The 21,775-nt window shown below is 37.7% G+C and carries 23 protein-coding genes and 1 tRNA gene; 18 read left to right on the forward strand and 6 right to left on the reverse strand.

The window, feature by feature from the left end; all coding sequences use genetic code 11:
* Window positions 1–50 precede the first annotated feature (50 nt).
* The 6 genes from ACTWP4_RS22235 (at window position 51) to tsaD (ending at window position 3,904) form a co-directional block, all read left to right on the forward strand.
* Window positions 51–127: transfer RNA gene (locus ACTWP4_RS22235), tRNA-Asp, on the forward strand.
* Window positions 128–289: 162 nt separating this feature from the next.
* Complete coding sequence (thiL, locus tag ACTWP4_RS22240; protein WP_443130999.1) at window positions 290–1,276, forward strand: thiamine-phosphate kinase; 987 nt, start codon at window positions 290–292, stop codon at window positions 1,274–1,276.
* Between the two features lie 4 nt (window positions 1,277–1,280).
* Window positions 1,281–1,736, forward strand: coding sequence for a tRNA (adenosine(37)-N6)-threonylcarbamoyltransferase complex ATPase subunit type 1 TsaE (gene tsaE, locus ACTWP4_RS22245; RefSeq protein WP_443130978.1), 456 nt, complete (start codon window positions 1,281–1,283; stop codon window positions 1,734–1,736).
* Window positions 1,733–2,431 carry a tRNA (adenosine(37)-N6)-threonylcarbamoyltransferase complex dimerization subunit type 1 TsaB gene (tsaB, locus tag ACTWP4_RS22250; protein WP_443130979.1) on the forward strand — a complete coding sequence of 233 codons (699 nt, stop codon included), beginning with the start codon at window positions 1,733–1,735 and terminating at the stop codon, window positions 2,429–2,431. The genes tsaE and tsaB overlap by 4 nt, the downstream gene beginning before the upstream one ends.
* Window positions 2,424–2,870, forward strand: a complete 447-nt coding sequence (gene rimI, locus ACTWP4_RS22255) for a ribosomal protein S18-alanine N-acetyltransferase (RefSeq protein WP_443130980.1) — start codon at window positions 2,424–2,426, stop codon at window positions 2,868–2,870. The genes tsaB and rimI overlap by 8 nt, the downstream gene beginning before the upstream one ends.
* On the forward strand, window positions 2,867–3,904 hold the full coding sequence (tsaD, locus tag ACTWP4_RS22260; RefSeq protein ID WP_443130981.1) for a tRNA (adenosine(37)-N6)-threonylcarbamoyltransferase complex transferase subunit TsaD: 1,038 nt from the start codon (window positions 2,867–2,869) through the stop codon (window positions 3,902–3,904). Before rimI ends, tsaD begins: the two co-directional genes overlap by 4 nt.
* A gap of 653 nt (window positions 3,905–4,557) precedes the next feature.
* Here the strand turns inward: tsaD and ACTWP4_RS22265 are convergent.
* A complete protein-coding gene (locus ACTWP4_RS22265) occupies window positions 4,558–6,483 on the reverse strand; it encodes an ABC-F family ATP-binding cassette domain-containing protein (RefSeq protein ID WP_443130982.1) in 1,926 nt (641 codons plus the stop codon).
* 171 nt (window positions 6,484–6,654) lie between these two features.
* On the opposite strand from ACTWP4_RS22265, the gene ACTWP4_RS22270 reads away from it, so the two are divergent.
* Complete coding sequence (locus ACTWP4_RS22270) at window positions 6,655–7,299, forward strand: redox-sensing transcriptional repressor Rex (RefSeq protein WP_443130983.1); 645 nt, start codon at window positions 6,655–6,657, stop codon at window positions 7,297–7,299.
* 58 nt (window positions 7,300–7,357) lie between these two features.
* On the opposite strand, the gene ACTWP4_RS22275 is transcribed toward ACTWP4_RS22270, so the two are convergent.
* The 5 genes from ACTWP4_RS22275 to ACTWP4_RS22295 form a co-directional block, all read right to left on the reverse strand.
* Window positions 7,358–7,567: a YdiK family protein gene (locus tag ACTWP4_RS22275; RefSeq protein ID WP_443130984.1), complete on the reverse strand. Its 210-nt coding sequence runs from the start codon at window positions 7,565–7,567 to the stop codon at window positions 7,358–7,360.
* A gap of 4 nt (window positions 7,568–7,571) precedes the next feature.
* A complete protein-coding gene (locus ACTWP4_RS22280; protein ID WP_443130985.1) occupies window positions 7,572–8,282 on the reverse strand; it encodes a lysostaphin resistance A-like protein in 711 nt (236 codons plus the stop codon).
* A 181-nt stretch (window positions 8,283–8,463) separates the two neighbouring features.
* Window positions 8,464–8,697 carry a tyrosine-type recombinase/integrase gene (locus ACTWP4_RS22285; RefSeq protein WP_443131000.1) on the reverse strand — a complete coding sequence of 78 codons (234 nt, stop codon included), beginning with the start codon at window positions 8,695–8,697 and terminating at the stop codon, window positions 8,464–8,466.
* A 416-nt stretch (window positions 8,698–9,113) separates the two neighbouring features.
* Entirely contained in the window at window positions 9,114–9,236 is a 123-nt protein-coding gene (locus ACTWP4_RS22290; protein WP_443130986.1) for a hypothetical protein, read from the reverse strand.
* A 263-nt stretch (window positions 9,237–9,499) separates the two neighbouring features.
* On the reverse strand, window positions 9,500–10,390 hold the full coding sequence (locus tag ACTWP4_RS22295) for a LysR family transcriptional regulator (RefSeq protein WP_443130987.1): 891 nt from the start codon (window positions 10,388–10,390) through the stop codon (window positions 9,500–9,502).
* Window positions 10,391–10,525: 135 nt separating this feature from the next.
* Between ACTWP4_RS22295 and ACTWP4_RS22300 the strand changes: the two genes are divergently transcribed.
* The 11 genes from ACTWP4_RS22300 to ACTWP4_RS22350 all read left to right on the forward strand — a co-directional run bounded on the left by ACTWP4_RS22300 (window position 10,526) and on the right by ACTWP4_RS22350 (window position 21,623).
* Window positions 10,526–10,699, forward strand: a complete 174-nt coding sequence (locus ACTWP4_RS22300) for a lysine biosynthesis protein LysW (protein WP_443130988.1) — start codon at window positions 10,526–10,528, stop codon at window positions 10,697–10,699.
* A gap of 4 nt (window positions 10,700–10,703) precedes the next feature.
* Window positions 10,704–11,579, forward strand: coding sequence for a RimK family alpha-L-glutamate ligase (locus ACTWP4_RS22305; RefSeq protein WP_443130989.1), 876 nt, complete (start codon window positions 10,704–10,706; stop codon window positions 11,577–11,579).
* Window positions 11,572–12,213, forward strand: coding sequence for a degT/DnrJ/EryC1/StrS aminotransferase (locus ACTWP4_RS22310; protein ID WP_443130990.1), 642 nt, complete (start codon window positions 11,572–11,574; stop codon window positions 12,211–12,213). Before ACTWP4_RS22305 ends, ACTWP4_RS22310 begins: the two co-directional genes overlap by 8 nt.
* Window positions 12,173–13,501, forward strand: a complete 1,329-nt coding sequence (locus tag ACTWP4_RS22315; protein ID WP_443130991.1) for a DegT/DnrJ/EryC1/StrS aminotransferase family protein — start codon at window positions 12,173–12,175, stop codon at window positions 13,499–13,501. Before ACTWP4_RS22310 ends, ACTWP4_RS22315 begins: the two co-directional genes overlap by 41 nt.
* Window positions 13,498–14,538, forward strand: a complete 1,041-nt coding sequence (argC, locus tag ACTWP4_RS22320; RefSeq protein ID WP_443130992.1) for an N-acetyl-gamma-glutamyl-phosphate reductase — start codon at window positions 13,498–13,500, stop codon at window positions 14,536–14,538. The genes ACTWP4_RS22315 and argC overlap by 4 nt, the downstream gene beginning before the upstream one ends.
* On the forward strand, window positions 14,529–16,415 hold the full coding sequence (locus ACTWP4_RS22325; RefSeq protein WP_443130993.1) for a M20/M25/M40 family metallo-hydrolase: 1,887 nt from the start codon (window positions 14,529–14,531) through the stop codon (window positions 16,413–16,415). The genes argC and ACTWP4_RS22325 overlap by 10 nt, the downstream gene beginning before the upstream one ends.
* Complete coding sequence (locus ACTWP4_RS22330) at window positions 16,387–17,202, forward strand: 1-deoxy-D-xylulose-5-phosphate synthase N-terminal domain-containing protein (protein ID WP_443130994.1); 816 nt, start codon at window positions 16,387–16,389, stop codon at window positions 17,200–17,202. Before ACTWP4_RS22325 ends, ACTWP4_RS22330 begins: the two co-directional genes overlap by 29 nt.
* Window positions 17,199–18,128, forward strand: coding sequence for a transketolase (locus tag ACTWP4_RS22335; protein ID WP_443130995.1), 930 nt, complete (start codon window positions 17,199–17,201; stop codon window positions 18,126–18,128). Before ACTWP4_RS22330 ends, ACTWP4_RS22335 begins: the two co-directional genes overlap by 4 nt.
* Window positions 18,122–19,357, forward strand: coding sequence for an ATP-grasp domain-containing protein (locus tag ACTWP4_RS22340; protein ID WP_443130996.1), 1,236 nt, complete (start codon window positions 18,122–18,124; stop codon window positions 19,355–19,357). The genes ACTWP4_RS22335 and ACTWP4_RS22340 overlap by 7 nt, the downstream gene beginning before the upstream one ends.
* A gap of 481 nt (window positions 19,358–19,838) precedes the next feature.
* Entirely contained in the window at window positions 19,839–21,053 is a 1,215-nt protein-coding gene (locus ACTWP4_RS22345) for an MFS transporter (RefSeq protein ID WP_443130997.1), read from the forward strand.
* Window positions 21,054–21,623, forward strand: a complete 570-nt coding sequence (locus ACTWP4_RS22350; protein WP_443130998.1) for a flavodoxin family protein — start codon at window positions 21,054–21,056, stop codon at window positions 21,621–21,623.
* Window positions 21,624–21,775 lie beyond the last annotated feature (152 nt).

Raw genomic sequence — 21,775 nt, forward strand, 5'->3', positions numbered from 1 at the left:
CTCATAACCCGAAGGTCGCAAGTTCAAATCTTGCCCCCGCAACCAAATTTGGTCCGGTAGTTCAGTTGGTTAGAATGCCTGCCTGTCACGCAGGAGGTCGCGGGTTCGAGTCCCGTCCGGACCGCCATTTTATGACTAACAAAATAGCAAAACCTTAAGTTATGATACTTAAGGTTTTTTTGTTTGCTTAAAATAATATAAATTAAGAAGAAACAACGAAATTGGGGTGTTTCTCCTGTCCCCTAGCCCCATGATTTGATATGATGTGTGTATGTTGTTGTGTGTGGAGGTGGGATTGTTGGAAGAGTTTGATTTTATTCGCTCAGTTAAGCCAGATTTTTATCGACAGTCTTCCGTTGTGAAAGGTATTGGTGATGATGCGGCCATTATAAGACATACTAATGATGATATTATTACGACGGTTGATACAATGGTGGAAAATGTTCATTTTTCTACTAAGACTACAGAACCATTTCATATTGGTTATCGAGCCCTGGCTGCTAATATAAGTGATATCGCTGCTATGGGTGGGAAGCCTACGTCGTATGTGGTATCGATTGTCATACCAGATCGCTGGATGGCAACCGAATTACAAGAGATCTATAATGGCATGAATCAACTTGCTAAAAAATTTAACATGGATCTTATCGGTGGAGATACAGTATCAGGTGAGCAGTTAGTTCTTTCGATTACTGTATTAGGGACTGTATTAAAAGGAAAGGCTAGATATCGTAGTGATGCACAGGAAAATGATATAATCTTTGTAACCGGAACTCTCGGTGATGCTGCTTGTGGATTACATATATTGTTAAAAGCTTCTCAAACAGATCACGAAAAGTATCGATATTTTATCAACCGGCATCGAATGCCAATGCCAAGGGTTTCATTTATTAATCAGTGTAGGGATATAAAGAGAATGTCTTTAAATGATATCAGCGATGGTATAGCGAATGAAGCAAATGAAATAGCGGAAGCTTCTAATAAAACTTTGATTATTGATTATGATAAAGTACCAAGCCATCCACAACTATCTGATTTTTCCTCTGAACAGCAATTCACATGGATGTTATCAGGTGGAGAGGACTTTGAATTAATGGGAACTGTTTCCGAAAGAGATTGGGAGCAACTGGAGATAATAGCAAAGAAAACGAATACCAATATTTCAGCGATCGGAACCGTGCGAAATGATTCGAAAAAAAATGGTACAGTGTGGTTAGAACATAATCATCAACTTAAAAAATTGGAAAAATCGGGTTATACACATCTAAGAAGGTGAAATAATGAGTCAATATATCTTCGAAACAAAAACAGAGGAAGAAACAAGACGATTAGCAAATGAATTAGCATTACTTCTAAGTCCTGGTCAGGTACTAACACTAGAAGGTGATTTAGGTGCAGGTAAAACAACATTCACAAAAGGTCTAGGTGCTGGACTAGGTGTAAGAAGAACGATTAACAGCCCGACCTTCACGATAGTCAAAGAGTATATGGGAGAAATTCCATTATACCATATGGATGCTTATCGTCTGGAGGATATTCAAGAGGATATCGGTTTTGATGAATACTTCAACGGTGATGGCATTACCGTTGTAGAATGGGCTAGCTTTATAGAAGAATTTCTTCCAGAAGAACGATTACAGATTCAAATAAAAAGAATCGATGAACATACAAGGAAAATTACTTTCCACCCAATTGGTGATCACTTTGATTCAATATGTAAGGAGCTATATTCATGAATGTGTTAGCAATTGATACTTCTAATCAAGTATTAGGGGTCGCAGTAAGTAAAGATGGCGAAGTAAGAGCGGAATATACTGCGAATATAAAACGCAATCACTCGGTTGGTTTGATGCCAGCAATTGATCATGTGATGCAAGAAACAGAAACGACGCCAGATCAATTAGACCGGATTGTCGTTGCGAAAGGTCCAGGTTCTTATACAGGTGTTCGTATTGGTTTAGCTACAGCCAAAACAATGGCTTGGACACTGAATATTCCGATTATGGCTATATCCAGTTTAGAACTACTAGCGCATAATGTGCGACAGCAAAATGTGCTCATTTCCCCATTTTTTGATGCGCGTAGAGGTTTAGTCTATACAGGGTTATATGAAAGCAATTATGATCGGATTCATGTAAAAAAAGAAGATCAAAATATTCTAATGGAGCAGTGGCTCGATGAATTACAAAGCTATAAAAAACCTGTTCTCTTTCTAAGTCAGGACATAAAGCAACATCAAGGGATAATTAAAGATAAATTAGCAAAGTCCGCCATTTTCCCTCCTGAAATTGACCATCTTCCACGCCCTGGTCAATTAGCTCTATTAGGGGCACAGCGTAACGAAGATAAACTTCATGAGTTAACACCTAACTATATTCGACTAGTCGAAGCAGAAGCAAAGTGGTTAAAGGAACAAGAGCAAAATGGCTAAAGTTCAATTTCGCAAAATGGATGTATCAGATATAGAGGCGGTAAAAGAGATAGATAAACGCTCGTTTCCGATACCATGGCCAGATGATATTTATGAAGAAGAATTAACAAAGAATCAGTATGCACAATATTTTGTAGCCACGTTAAATGAAAAGGTGGTAGGCTTTTGTGGTTCATGGATGGTGTTAGATGAAGCACAAATAACGAATATTGCGATTGATCCAGATTATAGAGGGAAAGGATATGGGCAAGGATTATTTCAGTATGTAATTAATAATGCGGTTGCCCGTGGTATCCACCATTTATCATTGGAAGTGCGTGTTTCCAATATAACTGCCCAAAAGATGTATAAGAAGTTTGGGCTTAAACCCGGTGGAATAAGAAAAAATTATTATAGCGATAATCAGGAAGATGCTTTAGTATTGTGGGTGAAATTATGAGTGAATTTATTTTAGGTATTGAGACGAGCTGTGACGAAACAGCTGCAGCTATTATAAAGGATGGTCGAGAAATTGTATCAAATGTAGTGGCTTCTCAAATTGAGAGTCATAAACGCTTTGGTGGGGTGGTTCCGGAAATAGCTTCTAGGCACCATGTTGAACAGATCACCATTGTGTTAGAAGAAACATTTGAAAAAGCAGGTCTAACCATGAACGATATCGATGCTGTTGCCGTTACAGAAGGGCCGGGTTTAGTTGGTGCACTATTGGTAGGTGTCAATGCAGCAAAAGGTTTAGCATATGCCCATCAAAAGCCATTAGTTGGTGTTCACCACATAGCAGGACACATTTATGCTAATCGATTGGAAAAAGAATTTGCGTTTCCACTGTTAGCTCTAGTCGTTTCTGGAGGACATACCGAATTGATTTTGATGAAAGAGCACGGTGACTTCGAAATAATTGGAGAAACAAGAGATGATGCTGCTGGGGAAGCCTACGATAAAGTAGCACGAACATTGCAATTACCTTATCCAGGTGGTCCCAAGATAGATCAGTTAGCACAACAAGGAGAAACTGCCATTGACTTCCCCCGTGCATGGTTAGAAGAGGATTCATTTGATTTCAGTTTTAGTGGATTGAAGTCATCTGTTATTAATACATTGCACAACGCTAAACAAAAAGGAGAGACATTAAAACAAGAAGATGTTGCTGCAAGTTTTCAGGCAAGTGTTGTCGAAGTGTTAACAGAAAAAACGTATCAAGCTGCAAAACAATTTGGAGTGAAACAAGTGATTGTAGCAGGTGGTGTGGCTGCTAATAAAGGATTGCGAACAGCCATGCAGTCCAAGTTTGAACAAGATGAAGCAGTGGAATTACTATTTCCACCATTAACACTTTGTACAGATAATGCAGCGATGATCGCTGCCGCAGGATCTGTCGCTTTTCAACAAGGACACCGTGCGCAATGGGATTTAAACGCAAATCCAAGCTTAAGCCTGGAAAGATACGCAAGAAGATCAACGCTAGAACGCTAAAACGTTCTAGCGTTTTTAGATAGGAAAGAAATATGCGAGGAAGTCTAACTAAGAACGCCCAGAAAAATAGACGACTTAGCTTTAAAAATGGAGGTGAACGATAATTTCATCAAGATTGAGCAAAGATTTGTTGAATAAACCAAGATAAACGACAAATCCAAAAAGGGAAAGCAAAGATTTGTTGAATAAATCAGGATAAACGACAAATCCAAGAAGGGAAAGCAAAGATTTGTTGAATAAACTAAGATAACCTACAAATCCAAAAAGAAAGAGCAAAGATTTGTTGAATAAACCAAGATAAACGACAAATCTAATAAGGATGAACAAAGCAGTTACTTTTCATTAGCTTTATCTATTAATAATCTGATTGAATTATTAGGGGCTGGCTTTCCCGGTTTTTCTTATCCGTATTTAGTCTATCAATTATCCACAACAAAATTTCTATATTGTGGATTGTAATATAAGCCTTTTGATATCAAGCTTTAATAACAATAAGGAATTGTGGATAAAACGGCTTTAATCTGTGGATAATGTGGACAATCCTCTTAATAACTGATTTGCTAGGACTGAATAAGTGGATAAAGGTGTGAATAAATGAGGATAAGTAAAATAGAAAAGGGCATTATGCCTACTGCGCAAAATGCCCTTTGTGATTATTCGTGTAATGTTTCCCATTCATCCATTAATAACTCCATTCGTTCTTTTAATGAATCATTTTTTTCGGTTAACTCCAATGCTTTCTCATGATTTTGAAAAACATCAGGATCACACAACATTTGATCGATTTCTTCCATTTCTAATTCAATCTGTTCAATTTCATTCTCAATTTCCTTAATTCGACGATCTTTTTTACGTTGCTCTTTCTTTTGTTGCTTCTCTTTTTCAAAATTGGATTTGGTGGTTTCCGGCTTGTCAACAGTTTTCTTTTCTGCCTTCTTAAGTTCAGCCAGCTCCTGTTCTTCTTGTTTTTTCTCCACATAGTAATCATAATCACCTAAGTAGAGGGTGGTTTTGTCAGGCTGCATTTCCAGTACATTTGTGGCTAGCTTATTAATAAAATAACGGTCGTGGGAGACAAACAAAATCGACCCGGGATAATCGATTAGTGCTGCTTCCAGTACTTCCTTGCTGTCTAAATCTAAATGGTTGGTCGGTTCATCAAGTAATAAGAAGTTAGCTTTCTCCATCATTAATTTTGCTAATGCGATCCTTGCTTTCTCTCCACCACTTAACGCAGAGACGTTGCGCAACACATCATCTCCACTGAAAAGGAAGTTACCGAGAATGGTACGAATGTCTTTTTCATTCATACCTGGGTAATCATCCCACAGTTCATTTAGTACCGTTTTTTTCGGGTTTAACTGTGTTTGCTCTTGATCATAGTAACCAATCTCTACATTCGTACCGAGTTGAATCTCACCTGAAGCAGGATCTAGCTGCCCGATGATCGCCTTTAACAATGTTGATTTGCCGACACCATTCGGTCCAACCAGTGCCACACTGTCCCCACGTTCAATATGCAAATTAAGATTTGAAAAGATAAAGGCATCTGCTTCATGATAGCGAAATGCCAAATCATTAATTTTTAACACATCATTACCACTTCTACGGTCAACCGAAAAAGAAAACTTGGCAGAACTTTCTTCACCAGATGGCTTATCCATGACTTCCATTTTTTCTAACTGCTTTCGTCTGCTTTGGGCACGTTTGGTTGTAGAAGCACGTACAATATTTTTCTGAATAAATTCTTCCATTCTTTTAATTTCACTCTGTTGTTTTTCATAGAGCTTGAGATCGCGTTCATAATTTGCAGCTTTTTGTTGTAAATAATCACTATAGTTTCCATGATATTTAGTAGAATGATGACGAGAGATTTCATAGACGATATTGACGGTTTTATCTAGAAAATAGCGGTCGTGAGATACGATGACGACAGCACCTTGATAACTGTTTAAATAACCTTCCAACCACGTTAACGTCTGAATATCCAAATGGTTTGTAGGTTCATCTAAAATCAAAATATTTGGCTTGGTTAATAATAGTTTCCCTAAAGCCAATCTAGTTTTTTGTCCCCCGCTTAGCGTAGCGATTGAAGTGGACCACATACTTTCTGGGAAATTAAGTCCATTTAACACTGCTTTCATGTCTGCTTCATATTGATAGCCACCTGCAAGTTTAAAATCTTCCTGTTTTTGATCATAACTGGCCAGCAGTTGTTCGTAGCGTTCACTATCTGCAAGGATATCGGGATCCCCCATTTGTTGCTCCATCCGGCGTAATGCTTGTTCTTCTTTTTGGAAATGCTCAAATATTTTAAGCATCTCATCCCAAATGGTTTCATTGGAATCTAAGCCGGAATGTTGAGCAAGGTAACCTAATGAAACCTCTTTTGGTTTATGAATTTCCCCTTCATCATAACCGATTTGATTGGAAATAATATTTAAAAGCGTGGATTTTCCAGCACCATTTCGACCGACAATAGCAATACGATCGTTACTTTTTATCTCTAGCTTTATATTGGATAAGATCAGTTCGGCACCGAATCTTTTCGTTAAATTGTTTACTTGTAAATAAATCATCTGCTTTCACCTCTAATATATTTAGTGTATCGGAAAGCAGATACCACTGCAAGCACAGTAGTTCTGGGTTAAGTGAATAATTTCACGACAATTACAAGCTTTTCTGTTAGAATAAAAAGTAAGTAAAAACATTCACAAATTCAAACCGGTCTAAAGTAAGGGGAATGAATGATGACGAATCAAAATAAAATACCACAAGCAACGGCAAAACGTTTACCATTATATTATCGATTTTTAAATAATCTCCATATTCAAGGAAAATCTCGTGTTTCTTCAAAAGAATTAAGTGATGCGATGAAAGTTGATTCTGCTACAATCAGACGAGATTTCTCCTATTTTGGTGCGTTAGGAAAAAAAGGTTACGGGTATAATGTCGAATATTTGCTTGGATTTTTCCGTAAAACATTGGATCAAGATGAAAATACGCCAGTTGCTTTAATAGGTGTCGGTAATTTAGGAACCGCTTTTTTAAATTATAATTTCACTAAAAATAATAATACAAAAATTGAAATAGCTTTTGATGCAGATAAGCGCAAGGTAGGGAAAGCGATTGGAGATATTCAAGTCCATCATATTGACGATTTAGAGGATAATTTGGAGAATATATCCGTTGCGATTTTGACAGTTCCTGTCTCTGAAGCGCAAAACATTACGGATCGTTTGGTGAAATCAGGAATAAGCGGCATTTTGAATTTTACCCCGGCAAGAATTACTGTTCCGGAAAATGTACGTGTCCATCATATTGACCTAGCAGTTGAACTGCAATCTCTTGCTTATTTTATGAAACATTATCCGTTAGAGAATGAAGAAGAGTAAAAAGTTTTCATAAGCAGTTTCAAAAAAATGAAAAAATAGACTCAGCTTAGCGCCGAGTCTATTTTTTCTTCTTCTCATTTGCTTTTTTAAGGCGATAATGTAAATTTATTAATCTTACTGCAACTACAAAATCAATTGTTGCAAAAGTTGCTAATGCGATCGTAATAAAATTAAAAACAGTTTCATCTGCCGATTGGATTGCTATATAGGTAAATAAGGCACCTAACGCAATATAAAAAATGGCAGAACGTAATGGTGAAATACGCATAATACTACTGTCCTCCAATAAGAATCAACATTAATTGTTCCAGTTGCTCCATTTGTCGTTCGATTTCTTCAGGATCAACTGATAACTGACCAATCACAGCGAAAGTATTAATTGACATATGAGCAATAATCGGAACAATGATTCGTTTTGTTTCTATATATAAGAAAGCAAATATCATCCCTATTGCAGTGTAAGTTAAAATATGTGAGAAATCCATATGAACTGCTGCAAAGATAACCCCAGATAACAGAGCTGCAAAAAAGAAATTCATTCTTTTATACAGTGATCCGAAAATAGCCTTACGAAAAACGAGTTCCTCTAATATAGGTCCTAGTACAGAAATAATCACGATAAAAATCGGTGCTTGCCGTGCAACATTCATTAAGTCCATCGTATTTTCAGAACCAGGTTTGATGCCAAACACAAAAGTTTCAATTGCAATGGCAGCGTATTGTGTAATCATGACTAAAATAAAACCAAGAAATGACCACAATATAATTGTTCCCACTTTTTTCTCTCTTAATTGAAAGAAATCCTTCATTTCACCACGTAATATAATCAGAGAAATAATGAGTGCCACTGTGAAACTCATAACTGACCATGCGACGGTAAAAACGTCTCGATTTTCGATGAGTGGTACAAATGGCAATGCTAATATGCTGGAAAGCTGCATGGCAACATAGGTAATGATCAAATAAATATATTTTCTTGGCAAAGTATAACGACTCCCTTAAACTCTTTTAATGTCATGATACGTATTTTAACATAAATAAATACGTAATTCCCTTATAATTGCTGGCATTTTGGTATCATTTTTAAGAATTAGCCCCACTTTCTTCTAAACTGCTGCTAAACAATTTGACGCTCTCTTCTTCTAATTCCTTAAAAACATGACCTTACACATTATAAATCAAAACTGGCGTATTCCCCAAACATTCTGCAATAGCTTTAACATTGGCGTTCTTATTAATTAATATGGTAGCGTGTGTATGCCTTAGACCATGCATGGTTATTTTTCTCACTTTTGCTAGTTGTATTATTCCTCTAATCTTTTGATTGATATAACTATTCGTGATAGGTTCAGCTATTCGATTTGTTATACATACTGTATGTTCATTATTTAGACATATATCAAAACGAAATAGCGTTTCTCTGCACCATTTTTATGTCTCTAACTGTTGCACTAATACATCATCAATTAAGATAGTACGATAACTATTAGTGGTTTTAGGTGACCTGATACCCATTGATCACAAATTTTATTCACGGATATTGTTTTATCTTTTAAATTCAAGGCACTTCTCGTTTAATTTGAAGCAAAAAGGACTTGATTAAGCGAAGCAGCATACTCATGCCGCTTTATTTCATGAGTGTGCTGTTGTTCTATTATAACTATTGGGGATGGACTGGTTTATCACTATAGGTGTGAAATAAATAGCCATGGTAAAAAACGCTCAGATTCGATTCTGAGCGTTTTCAGTATGTTCTGCGTGTGTTGAGAGTGACTGCTTATGACTGTAATCAACTTGTTCGCCTTCTTCTTAGTTTAGGAAGCATTCACAACTTCATATGGCTCTATATTTTGCAGAGCATGCATTTCTTCTTTTTGTTCATCTGTTATGCTTTCTGCAAGTTTGAGAATTTCGTTATTCACCCCTTCAAATTGCATCGAAACCCGTTTACTGACACCGACTAAATAAAAAACAGGTTTTTGTTCAATTCTACATTTTAAAAATAGGGGTAAACCATGGATAGAGGTTGAAATGAACAACAATAAAGAATTAATAAGAAAAACAATGATCGAAATTGCTACAAAAGAGTGATATATCCATGATTTTCATAATCCAAATGATATCAAAAAATAGACGTTGCTACTAACGGTAGTGAGGTCTATTATCATACAGAAACATGATCGCGTATGTATTCGGAAAATCAAAAAACATTTTGACTCAGTGAAATAAATGTATTTAATAGTGGGGTAAGTTTTTTGTCTTTATGCCATGAAAGAAAGTGGGAAATCTCATGTTCTTTCACTTGTGATAATGGTAGAATCGTTAATTCGCCGTTTTCCACTTCTCTTTTCACAACTTCATAGGGTAGTAAAGCAATACCTAAGTCTGATTTTACACAATTTTTTAAGGTTTCAATATTGGTGATTTCGAACGTAGAATTAAATTTAATTTGGGAGTTGTGAAGCATACCTTCTAATAACTTTCGGTATGAGCATCCTTTTTCCGTTAAAATAAGTGTTTCTTCAATTAAGTCTTCCAGTTTAGGGTTTTCAATGTTCGTGGCTTTATTGGCGGGAGAAGCTACTAAAACTAAATGACCTTTGGATAATTTGGAAACTTGCATGTTATTTCTTTCCTCTATACTTTCTCCGAATACAAAAGCAAAATCCATTTCACCAGACTGTAACTCAGACTGAATATCAGATAATTTATGAACAGGTTTAATGATTACCTTAACCTTTGGAAATAACAATTTTAGTTCTTTTAGTACGTCAGGAATTTTATACGTGCATTGACTTTCTGTTGCTCCTACAACGATGGTACTTGTCATATCCTTATCGTAATTTATCTCTTCCATTGCCGATTGATATTGGGTAATGATTGCATCCGAATACGCTCTGAATCTTTCTCCAAACGGGGTTAAAACTAATTTGTTTCCCAGCCGCTCAAATAGGTTAACGCCGAGCTCTGTTTCTAAGCTTTTGATATGAGACGTTACACTGGATTGGGCATAATTTAAGATTTCAGCACTTTTGGTGAAATTCAACGTTTCACTGGCAACCTGAAATGTCGATAATTGCTTCATATCCATCGGTTTTTCCCTCCTATCATCATTTCCGATTCATACCATCGATTTTTTCGTCTGGTGTACAGATTCATATTACCATAAAATGTAGTTGAACACACAAAATGTGTAAAAATTAATAAAAAATAGGAGGTATGTACGATGAAGAATTCTAATTGTTTGGTATGTCAGTCTGCTATTGAGGTCGAAAATGAAGTTTTTGTGGGAGAAATTGTGGAATGCTCAGATTGTGGCGAAGAGCATGAAGTAGTGGAAGCGAACGGATCGTTAACGCTTGAATTAGCACCAGAAATTGAAGAATCATGGGGCGAATAATATCATGGAAATCTTAATGTGTGTAACGCGGTTGAGAGAAGAGGAAAAAATGATGATCAGCGAATTAAATAGAAAAAATATAGAGGTCAAAGTCATCTTAGATTCTATGAGTCTTCCTTTGGACGATATATTCAACAAAAGGTATGATCTTGCCATTATCCGTTGTTTATCTCAAGTAGAAGCAAAGAAAAGGGCCCATATTCTAGAGAAAGCTGGATTAAAAACAATGAATACTTCTGCTTCCATCAATGTATGCACAAATAAGATTTTGCAAGCATTATTATTTCAAAAGCATGATATCCCTCAACCAAACTATAAAGTTGCCTTTCAGCCTGGAGATTTAAAAGATAGCCAGGTGCAATTCGGTGATACATTTTTAATTAAACCGGCAACGTCTTCTTGGGGACGAGGTATTTGTCTGATCGAAAATCAAAGATGTTTAGACGCCTGGATAGCAGCGAGAGAGTCATTAGATGTCAAAAATAAAGAGTTTCCTGTTATTGCGCAAGAATTCATTAATAAAGGAAACTTTGATATCAGGGTAGTCATTATTGGATCTTTCCCTGTTGTTGCTTTTAAGAGGGTATCTAATGAATCTTGGAAAACGAACACACATTTAGGAGCATCTGTTGTTCCAATCGTTATCGATGAAGAGATTCACGAATTAGTAAATAAAGTGATAGATGCAATGGATTCAGGCGTATATGGATTAGATTTGTTGTATGACTTTACGCAAGAAAAATATTTAGTTTGTGAAATAAATCAAAATCCGGAATTTGCTCAATCCTTCAAAGAGCATAAAGTCAACATCCCTTTTTTACTGGCTAGTTACGTAGAAGATGTCATTGCCCAAGATAGAAAGGAGAATGTATATGGATAAAAACATGCGATTTCAAATCTCTTTTGTTTTATCCAGAGTCTTAAACTCTGGGATTATTATGAGTATCGAAAAGAATGAAAAAGAGATCAAAGGTCTCGAAAAAGCCATTGCAAAAATCACGAAATTACCTTATGTATCCACCTTTAATAGTTATACAGGAGCCCTGCATGGAGCCTTGCAAGGTAACGATATTGGACATGGAGACTTCGCTACATTATCCAATACGTCGGACCAAGAGGAGAAGTTTATCGATTGGCTGGGTATAACTAATCAATACGCAATGGAGCAGGATACCTTTGAGCGGTTTTCGGTAAATTGGCAGAATATTGGAAGCTTTGAAGAGGAACTTCAAAAACACTCCACTATAGTTTTGGACTTCACAGAATTAGGATTTGGACCGTGTGCGTTAATGGCAACGAAGGACAATAGAGTGTGGGAGAAAGCGGAAAGATTAAAAATTTTTGGCGCCTTTGACCTAAGAACGATGTGGACACAAGAGGAGAGTCACCCGGATTTACAGCCTGGTATTCAGTTTAATTATCGAATCAGCCCGTTAGTAGCTGCCTGTGCTAAATTATCTTTATTAAAAAGAGGTGAGATTGTTGAGAACAGATTTTTTGCAAAAACCACTTGATTTCCCGTCCGAAGAAATGGTGTTCGAGAGTCTGGCTTATTTTGGAGGAGAACCAGTATTACCCTATGATAATCGAAAGACTAATTTCCCGTACATTACAAAAGAAGATGTCATGCAAATGCTAATCTCGATCCAACACGAGCCGAATAAAGTGATTAATGAGTTTGCAGAAAAGTATAGAAAGTACGTTGGGGCAAATTATGCCATTCCGACAGCGAGTGGTACTTCGAGTTTACATCTTGCTTTAGTTGGGGCGGGAGTGAAGCCGGGGGATGAAGTAATTATCCCTAATTTTACCTTCATCGCAACAGCACAGGCTGTTGTAGCAGCTAAAGCTATTCCGGTCTTTACAGATATTGATCCGAATTCTTATTGCATGGATGTTTCTCAAGTAGAGGCACTCATAACTGATAAAACAAAGGCCATTATGCCAGTTCATGTTCACGGTCTGCCGGCAGATTTACCTGCATTGCAACAAATCTGTGATAAATATGAATTGAAGCTTGTGGAAGATGCCTCCCATGCTCATTCCGCTTCGATTCACGACGAGATTTGTGGTTCCATAGGAGATGCAGCAGGGCAAAGCTTAATGGCTGATAAGAATTTCCCTGTAGGAGGAGAAGGTGGTATTGCCTTCTTTAAAAGAGAAGAAGACTATTTTCGTGCTTTAGCATTTTTAGAGGATTCTGGGATTGATTATAGCATGTCTTGGATTGCTGCTGCTTTTGGAATCAGTCAGTTGGAAAGACTGACCTATTATGATGTAGTAAGAGCACGTAACGCAAAGTTTTTAAGTGAAGCGTTAAAAGAGACGGAGTTATTCAGCCCTCCCTATGTTCCGGAAGGATTCAAACACAGCTACAATATGTATCGTATCAAGCTAAATCCCGTGAAGAAAGGCTTGGATGATCTAGCCGATTATAAAGTAAAAGAAGCGATACAACAACTGATCATGGAGGAAGGTGTTTTTGCGAGAGAGTGGCAAAATAGACCAATCCCGGGTCATCTTCCGTTTCAGAATAAGAAAGGATTTGGAAATCAGTATCCGTTCTGTCTAAGTGATACGGATCAAAATTATCAGATCAATGACTATCCGAATACGTTATCTATGTTTCGCAGCACCTTAACCATTTGTCGGGAACTACGATCTCCTATAGAGTATGAAAGAATTCAATCTTATGCTTTAGCATTCCAAAAAATAGACCAAAATCCAGATAAGATTAGAAAAGTTGCTGAAGAACTCGATGCTATTAAACCTCCATATGAAAGGGATGCAAGGTTAGGATGAGAACAAAAATCAAAGTTGCTATTTTAGGTGGTAGTGGATTTGTTGGCATGGAAATATATCGAATATTAAAAAATCAACCTGAAGTATCCATTGAATTTGTTTCTTCTGAATCATTAGCCGGCCAATCGGTAGAGAAATATTATCGTGTTCTGAACAGCAAAAATCGGCAGTTGAAATTTAAGCCTGTTCATGAACTTACGCACGGATTTGATGTCATATTTTCGTGTCTTCCAACTGGAGTCTTACCTACTTATATTGATGACATCAAAGCGAAAGCTTTAGTTGTTTTTAACGTAAGTGGAGATTTTAGACTGAAAGAACGTGATCATCTCGAGAAATATTACCCCCAATCACTTAAAGCAGACAGTTATTTAGCATCACAATACTTTATTCCTGAATTTCATCAAATAGATCGAAACGCCAAAATTATTAATTTGCCAGGCTGCATGGCGGTAGCGAGTATCTATTCCCTTTATCCTCTTGTGAAGCATCAATTAATAGAAAATAGAGTAGTCATTGATGCGAAAACAGGGTCTAGTGGAGGAGGAAAGAAATCCTCTGAAACTCATGCAGAGAGAGCTCACAATATACGTCCTCATAAAGTTCACGGTCATAGGCATCAGCCTGAGATTATTCATGCCTTTCGAGATATGTGTGGAGCAGTTCTAGAACTGCAATTTTCTACATACAGCTTAGATTTACCTAGAGGGATCATGGTGACTGCCTATTCACAATTAAAAGAGAATATTTCGGAATTAGATGTAAAACGGTCATTCTACCGTGATTTCAAACCATTGACTTTTATCGATTACTTAAAAGATAGTGGTGGACGATTTAATCCGATGATAAAATCCACTGCTGGCACGAACAGAGTGGAAGTGGCAGCCTATGTAGATGGAAAAAACTGTGTATCAATATGTACGTTGGATAACATGATCAAAGGGGCTGCCGGACAGGCGATCCAAGCCTTTAATCAGTTTTTTGACTATCCAGAGTATCAATCTCTTAATTTTCAAAATGAAGGGATGTGGCCATAATTAGTCCATTGTATGTCATAAAGGTTGGAAGCAGTACCGTTCTTTCTCCAGACAAAACGGTATACAAAGAAATGAAAAGACTATCGGATAAAGGAAATAAGATTTTACTTGTTGCAGGAGGAGCTAAAGGAATCGAGGAGTACTATCAAACGATACAGAGAGAGGTCACGTTTTTAGATTTGAACAACGGAAGCCAAGCGAGATACTGTACTGCGGAAGAAATGAATCATATTCACGATGCTTATCAGCAAGTGATGATTCCTGTTCTAACAAACGGTTTAGAGGATCAAGGATTAAAAACATTCGCGCAATGTGCAGGTGAGCAAGGACTGGTCTTAGGGAAACAAGGACCTCCGCTTAAGGTTGTGAAAGATGGCAAAAAAGGGATTGTTAGAGATTCCTTGTATGGCAGCTATGCTTCTTGTGACAAGTTGTTGATAGAATCGCTACTAAGCCATTATGATGTCGTTTGTTTAACGCCGCCGATACAGAATGCAGATCATTCTCAGCAGTATCTGAATATCGATGCGGATATGCTGGCAGCTCATCTGGCTATAGACATGAACGCTCATCATTTGCGTTTTGTTACAGGAACGAATGGATTACTTCAGGACGTGGATGATCCTGATTCTACGGTCAAGGATATTTATTTGGACGATCCATTGGATTATGTACAAGGAAGAATGAAGCAAAAGGTTAGAGCTGCTCAGTCAGCTATACGTCTAGGTATCTGTGATGTAGCTATTATGGGACCGTCTATGTCACACTCTTCATCCTCATGGTTTTGGGATATGAAAGACGCCGACGATAGCTATGATTTAATGAACAAAGTCGTTCGTATTCCTTCCGTTTCTCATAACGAAGAGGAGCTCACCCAATATCTGTTGCATCACATTCAAATTCCTGGTGTAACCAACGCTGTAGATCATGCGGGAAACATTGTCTTTGAAAAAGGGGATGGTGATCATACTCTGTTGTTATTAGGGCACGTAGATACAGTTCCGCATTTATGGAAGGTGAAAAGTGAGGAGACAACAATCTCTGGAAGAGGGGTTGTCGATGCGAAAGGGTGTTTTGTGAATTTTGTACAGATGCTAAAGGACGTACAGGTACCAGTTAACTGCAAATTAAAAGTAATTGGCGCAGTTGAAGAAGAGGTATCCTCCTCGGCTGGAGCCTATTATGTGAGGGATCATCATCCAGCAGACGCTGTCATTATTGGTGAACCGAGTGGGGAAAATAATCTGACGCTCGGCTATCATGGATTGCTTAAGTTAGGCATCACGATAAACAAGAGTCAAAAACATAGTGCTTCGAGAGGTAATGTGAGCGTTGCTGATCAGTTTTTCCTGATTAAGAACGAGTTAGAAAGCAGGATGAAGATTATAGATCCTGATCATGTGGCCACTACCACAAGGGTTAACCAATATAAAGAAGAGGACAGGGATGTTTTAGAAGCAATTTTGAATTTCAGAATATCTCCAGGTGTAGAGGAAGACTATGTCAGTAAATTGAACTTACGTGTTTCGGAGGAGATTACGATTGATGTTTTAAGAGCAACACCAGGTTTTATGAACAAAAGAAACTGCTTATTAGTAAAATCATTCGCAAAGAGTTTTGCGAACCAAAAGGTAAAGTGTAAATATTTAAAGAAGACCGGAACAAGCGATATGAATACACTTGCTACAACCTGGAAAGATGTACCGATTATAGCGTATGGACCAGGAGATTCAAACCTTGATCATACTAATGAAGAGTTTCAATCCTACAGTGAAATCGATCAATCTAGGATTATATTAAAAGATGCAATCGAATACTGGTTTTCTAGAGTGACGGAGGTGGAGAAGCGTGCTCATCGACAAAGAGTTAGCCAATGATATGGCCAAGACGGAAGAAAGACTTGAGGCTTTATCGAAGAAGACTCGAGAAGCCATTATAGATATTGCAGCAACAGAGACAGGTTGCCACATAGGAGGAAGTCTATCGGTTACAGATCTGCTCATCGCGTTATTTGAAAAGTATATGGATAATAGCCGCAATCAAGTTGTACTTAGCAAAGGGCATGCTGCCGCTGCATTGTATTCCGTTCTTTATGTATCAGGAATATTGGAAAAGAATCCAGCAGAGAGTTATGGAAGAAGTGATTCTTTATTGACGGGCCATCCTAATCATAAAATCCAGGGAATTCCTTATTCTACAGGGAGTCTTGGACATGGCATCCCCTATGCAGCGGGATGGGCATTGTCTCAGAAATTAAAAGGGTCTGCAGGGATTGGAGTAGCTGTTTGTGGAGATGGAGAACTTCAAGAAGGCCTCTGTTGGGAAACATTCCAAGTCGTTCAGGCAAAGCAGATTAATAATTTTTTATGTGTGGTGGATTGTAATGGAGGCCAAAATGATGGGTTTGTTCACCAAATATCACCTTTAGAAGATGTTAGAGAAAGGTTCGAATCATTTGGATTTCAAACTGTCGAGATTAATGGTCATGATTTCAGGGAAATAAACGAGGCTTTACTTGCGTTTGAGGCTGCCTCAAAGCCTTTTGCCATTATTGCAAATACGGTGAAAGGCAAAGGTGTGCCGGATATTGAGGGCAACCCTAAGGCTCATTATGCTAAAATCCCCAATCGATTAAAAAATAAGTGGAAAAGGAGTATGGTATGACGTTATCAGGTCGTGATACTTACCGAGATGAATTGACTAAAATAGCAGAAAATGATGATCGCATTTTATGTTTAGAAGCAGATTTGGGAGGAAAGAATCACCAGTTTGAGTCTCAATTTCCGAATCGTTTTTTCAATATGGGTATTGCGGAAATGACCAGTATTGATATGGCTGCCGGATTGGCGGAAGCTGGGTTTATTCCTTTCTTCTCGACTTTTGCCACGTTTGCTTCTCTCCGTTCAGCAGAAAGTATCAAATTAGCAATGGGATATATGGAAAAGAACATTAACATTATCGCACCGTACGGGGGTGTTTCCGGAGGCTGGTTTGGAACAACCCACCATTCATTAGAAGACATTGGGGTAGTGAGGACCTTTCCTAATATTAAGATTGCGTGTCCTTATGGAGAAGAAGATACCAGACGGGTCATTCGGGAGGCTGTTTCTTCTCCTCATCCTTACTATGTTCGGTTGTCTCGAAACGAGTCATTCGTAAGCTTAGATAGAGACGAAGATCAAGCTACTATGCCTCTCGTAAATCAGAAAGGAAACGGAAAACTTTGCTTACTATCTATTGGTGAACAAGGAACAGAATTATGCAAAAAAATACAGGAGGTATATCCTGAAATATCTCATGTTCATCTGTGTTATATCGATCAAGTAAGTTTAAGAAATAGTATTGCCCAGTTAGAAGAACACGGAAACACGTTCTTAGTAGTAGAAGAACATCGATTAGCGGGTGGGACTGCTTCTTTACTAGCTGTCCTGATGCCGGATAATCGTGTACATTCTTTTGACTGTGGAGAAGAATGGCCGGTATATGGTGGTTCTCATCAAGAAACACTAGCATATCTGGCATTTGACTATGAAACGTTGGAAGAAAAAGTGAAAAATCTCTTAAGTGAAGGAGCTGAAGTGAATTGGTAGATCAAAAGGTGGTAGCTTTTGTAGAACCAAGCTTCTATGGAGTTGATTTTGTAGAACGCACACACAGAAAAGGGTGCAAAGTAATCGCAATAGGATCATCTCTGGATAATCCTATGAAATACAACTATGAAACATTTTATGATGATTTTTTAGTTGCTGATATTCGAAATCCACAGTCCATTTATCAAGCAATCAAGCAATCGCCTTATTATGGAAAGTTAGATGCTTTGATTCCTGCGACAGACTATGCTTCTCACTATACTGCAGAGGTGGCTGAGTGGCTTTCGTTACCTACGATTCCCTCCTTTGCTGCATACAATGCTAGAAATAAAGACTTAGCACGTAAAGCGTATAGAGACAATCATGTACCAAGCGCTCAATATGCTAAAGTGGCGAATTATGAAGAAGCCTGTCAAGCTGCTGCCAAAATTGGGTATCCGGTTGTCGTCAAACCAACAAATTGTGCGAGTAGTCAGGGAGTCTATTTTATTAATAATGAAGAGGAATTGCGAACTGCTTTTCAAAAATTAAGAGAGTTCAAAAAAACGTATATGGGCTTTGATGTAAGTACGGACTATTTAGTAGAGGAATATTTAGAGGGACCTGAATTTAGTGTGGAGCTATTTCTGAGGGATAAAGAAGTGATTTTTTCATCAGTTACAGAGAAAATCACTTCCGATTTGCCTTATTTTGTGGAAATTTCACACACTTCTCCTACTTCAAGCCAAGAAGATAGAGTAGAAGAAATGATTGATGTGAGTGTCCAGGCCATGTTAGCAATAGGCATCGATAACGGTCCTAGTCATGTGGAAATAAGGTTAACCAATACAGGTCCGAAAATTATAGAGGTGAATGGCAGACCTGGTGGTGATAATATCGCCTCTCAATTACTTTTTAACACATATGGCCTCGATATTTTTGAAGAAACGGTTAATTTTTATTTGAACTTACCAATTAAAGATGATTTCCCTGTCGAAAGGGCAACATCGATTGCATTCCTCACCTCAAGACAAAATGGAAAGATTTCGTCAATAGAGGGAATGGATCAAATAAAAAATGATACATCAGTCATTAAGTATGACATTAGTGTGAATCCAGGGGATACAGTAAAAATTCCAGAAAGTTCAGATGATCGATTAGGTTATGTGATAACAACAGGGAAAAATGCGAAAGAGGCAAAAAGGAAAGCAATGGATTTAATCAATTCCATTCAATTAGTTTACCAGTAGTGATACAAAACCCCAACATTCATAAGAGTTTGTGGGGTTTTTCTATTTTACACGTTAGGAAAGTATAAATTTTAACAATGAAGTAGCTTGACGTAGTGAAAATTTAGAGTGTACCAAGTATAAGAAAGTATATAATTTGCGCTGATGTCTAGCTCCGAGCGCCAGAAACTAGACGACTTCTCGAATCACCCTACGATAAGTCATCATCGGTTCGCTTTTCTCAGTGATTCCTTTATCTCAGTTGATTCTGAAGCCGCTACGTTTCTAAACGGGCGCTCTGCGCTTTTCTTATGTGATCACCACATTTGCCATCGCTTTTTCCGATGGCAGCGATTTGGATTTTCCGTTTTATGGAACAAGATTACTGTGATAGTATTTTTTGTACGTTAGAGAATATAAAATGTCAGCAATGAAGAAGCTCGTAGTGATAATTTAGCAGGTTCAAAATAACGTTTCACAAACTAAATGAAGAGGTGATGAGATGTCGGTGTTATTTAGAAAAAGCTTCTTATTCTTTTTTCTTGCAGATATCATATCTGGATTTGGGGTAGGAATGAGTACGATTGGGGCAAATTGGTATCTCTTGGACGAAACTGGTTCTACCGGGGCTGTAGGTTTGATGTTAGCTCTTAATGTTGTGTCGGGTTTCTTAGTTTCCCCTTTAACAGGGATTCTGACCGATAAATTTAATAGAAAAGTTGTTATTCAAATAACGTTTATTCTGAGAGCAGTGTCCATTGGATTGCTCACAGCTGTCTTTCTGATCGATGGATTTGCTCTTGCGTATATTTATCTGTTTGCGATCATTAATGGAGTTGGGTGGAGTATTTACATGTCTGCTTCGCGAAGTCTCATTCAAGAATTATTATCAGAAGAAGAATTGTCCAAGGGTAATTCTTTAATTGAAATCAGCTTACAGGTTGGAATGTTCATGGCAGGGGCGGCTTCTGGCTTTATTTATAAGTTTTCCGGATTCGAAACCATCCTGCTCATTAATTCCTCGATGTTTGTGATAAGCAGCTTATTAATGGTTCTTGTCAGGTATCAGTCTATCCTGTTAGAAGACAAAAGAGAAGGGTATGTTCAATCCTTTAAAAAGGGTATTCATTATTTGGCTTCCCATCGATTAACATTCCTGATTGGGTTAGTAGCCATTGTGCCATTAGTAACGACTATGATTTTTAATGTGGTGCTGCCTGAATACGTAAGTAATACGCTGAAGGCTGATTCTATTGTTTTTGGCTTTTCAGATATGGCGTACGGAATTGGTGGCTTGATGTCAGGGTTTATAGCGGCTCCTCTTGCGAAAAAGATGACAGAAAATAAAGCTATTACGATCATTTTTAGCTTATCGGTCGTGACATTAATGGGCTTATCTATTAACGTATTCGTTATTTTCATATTTTTGGGCAGCTTCTTGATTGGTTTTTCCAATTCATCTATACGAATTATTATGAATACAATGCTTATGGAGATTGTTCCAAAACCTTTAATGGGAAGAGCGATGTCGGTGTGGATGGGTATTGCTTTATTACTACAAACGGTCATTGCTGGTGGACTTGGCTTGCTCATCGATGTTTTTTCTCCAAATATAGGTTTCATCTGTATGGGAGGATTAATGCTTTTCGGTTTAGTATTACATGTTAGTGTATCAAGGAGTAAAAAGAAAGAAAAATATAGCTATGAGGTGGTTTAAATGAAGCTTGGCGTCATCTATGGAAGTATGAGAAAGAACGGAAACACGGCACGTTTAACAGAAAAAGTCATTAAACATTTACCAGATGTCACAGAAGTGGATTTAAAAAACTATGATTTCAAAGATATTATCGACCAAAGGCATGACAATGGTGGATTTGACCAAGTCGATGATGAGTATGATCGTATTATTGATCAAATCATAGATTGTGATGTTTTAATTTTTTCGACGCCGATTTATTGGTATGGGATGACCGGTGTGATGAAACGGTTCATTGATCGTTGGTCGCAAACGGTAAGAGATGATAAGTATCCGGATTTTAAGGAAAAAATGGAGCAAAAACAGGCCTATATTATCGCGGTTGGAGGAGATAATCCTCGCGAGAAAGGACTCCCACTCGTACAACAGTTTACTTATATCTGCCAATTTATCGGATTGCAATATAAAGGATATGTATTGGGGCAAGCTGCGAAGCCTGATGATATCTTGCAAGATGAGGAAGCGTTGGGGGATGCTCGGAAGCTGGGAGAGTTGTTGCAAAAGAGGGCTGAAATGGGCAACTATTTATAAGTAGAATAAAAAACACAAATGGTTTTGATATGCTCCCTTCTAAGTAGACAGATAAAAAATAAAAATCTGTTACTTGGGGGGAGTTACTTTTATGTCTAGAAAAGGTTATACTATTGAATTTAAACGGATGGTATTGGAAGCATACGAAAACA

Source organism: Gracilibacillus sp. D59, assembly GCF_052246695.1.
GTDB lineage: Bacteria > Bacillota > Bacilli > Bacillales > Amphibacillaceae > Gracilibacillus.

Bases quoted from the DNA above. Each gene is read 5' to 3' on its own strand.
- tsaB (WP_443130979.1), top strand. From the start codon at position 1,733: ATGAATGTGTTAGCAATTGATACTTCTAATCAAGTATTAGGGGTCGCA.
- ACTWP4_RS22265 (WP_443130982.1), bottom strand. From the start codon at position 6,483: ATGATTTATTTACAAGTAAACAATTTAACGAAAAGATTCGGTGCCGAA.
- ACTWP4_RS22310 (WP_443130990.1), top strand. From the start codon at position 11,572: ATGGATAAAAACATGCGATTTCAAATCTCTTTTGTTTTATCCAGAGTC.
- ACTWP4_RS22300 (WP_443130988.1), top strand. From the start codon at position 10,526: ATGAAGAATTCTAATTGTTTGGTATGTCAGTCTGCTATTGAGGTCGAA.
- tsaE (WP_443130978.1), top strand. From the start codon at position 1,281: ATGAGTCAATATATCTTCGAAACAAAAACAGAGGAAGAAACAAGACGA.
- ACTWP4_RS22305 (WP_443130989.1), top strand. From the start codon at position 10,704: ATGGAAATCTTAATGTGTGTAACGCGGTTGAGAGAAGAGGAAAAAATG.
- ACTWP4_RS22290 (WP_443130986.1), bottom strand. From the start codon at position 9,236: ATGCAATTTGAAGGGGTGAATAACGAAATTCTCAAACTTGCAGAAAGC.
- argC (WP_443130992.1), top strand. From the start codon at position 13,498: ATGAGAACAAAAATCAAAGTTGCTATTTTAGGTGGTAGTGGATTTGTT.
- ACTWP4_RS22335 (WP_443130995.1), top strand. From the start codon at position 17,199: ATGACGTTATCAGGTCGTGATACTTACCGAGATGAATTGACTAAAATA.
- tsaD (WP_443130981.1), top strand. From the start codon at position 2,867: ATGAGTGAATTTATTTTAGGTATTGAGACGAGCTGTGACGAAACAGCT.
- ACTWP4_RS22275 (WP_443130984.1), bottom strand. From the start codon at position 7,567: ATGCGTATTTCACCATTACGTTCTGCCATTTTTTATATTGCGTTAGGT.
- ACTWP4_RS22295 (WP_443130987.1), bottom strand. From the start codon at position 10,390: ATGGATATGAAGCAATTATCGACATTTCAGGTTGCCAGTGAAACGTTG.
- ACTWP4_RS22345 (WP_443130997.1), top strand. From the start codon at position 19,839: ATGTCGGTGTTATTTAGAAAAAGCTTCTTATTCTTTTTTCTTGCAGAT.
- ACTWP4_RS22350 (WP_443130998.1), top strand. From the start codon at position 21,054: ATGAAGCTTGGCGTCATCTATGGAAGTATGAGAAAGAACGGAAACACG.
- ACTWP4_RS22270 (WP_443130983.1), top strand. From the start codon at position 6,655: ATGACGAATCAAAATAAAATACCACAAGCAACGGCAAAACGTTTACCA.
- rimI (WP_443130980.1), top strand. From the start codon at position 2,424: ATGGCTAAAGTTCAATTTCGCAAAATGGATGTATCAGATATAGAGGCG.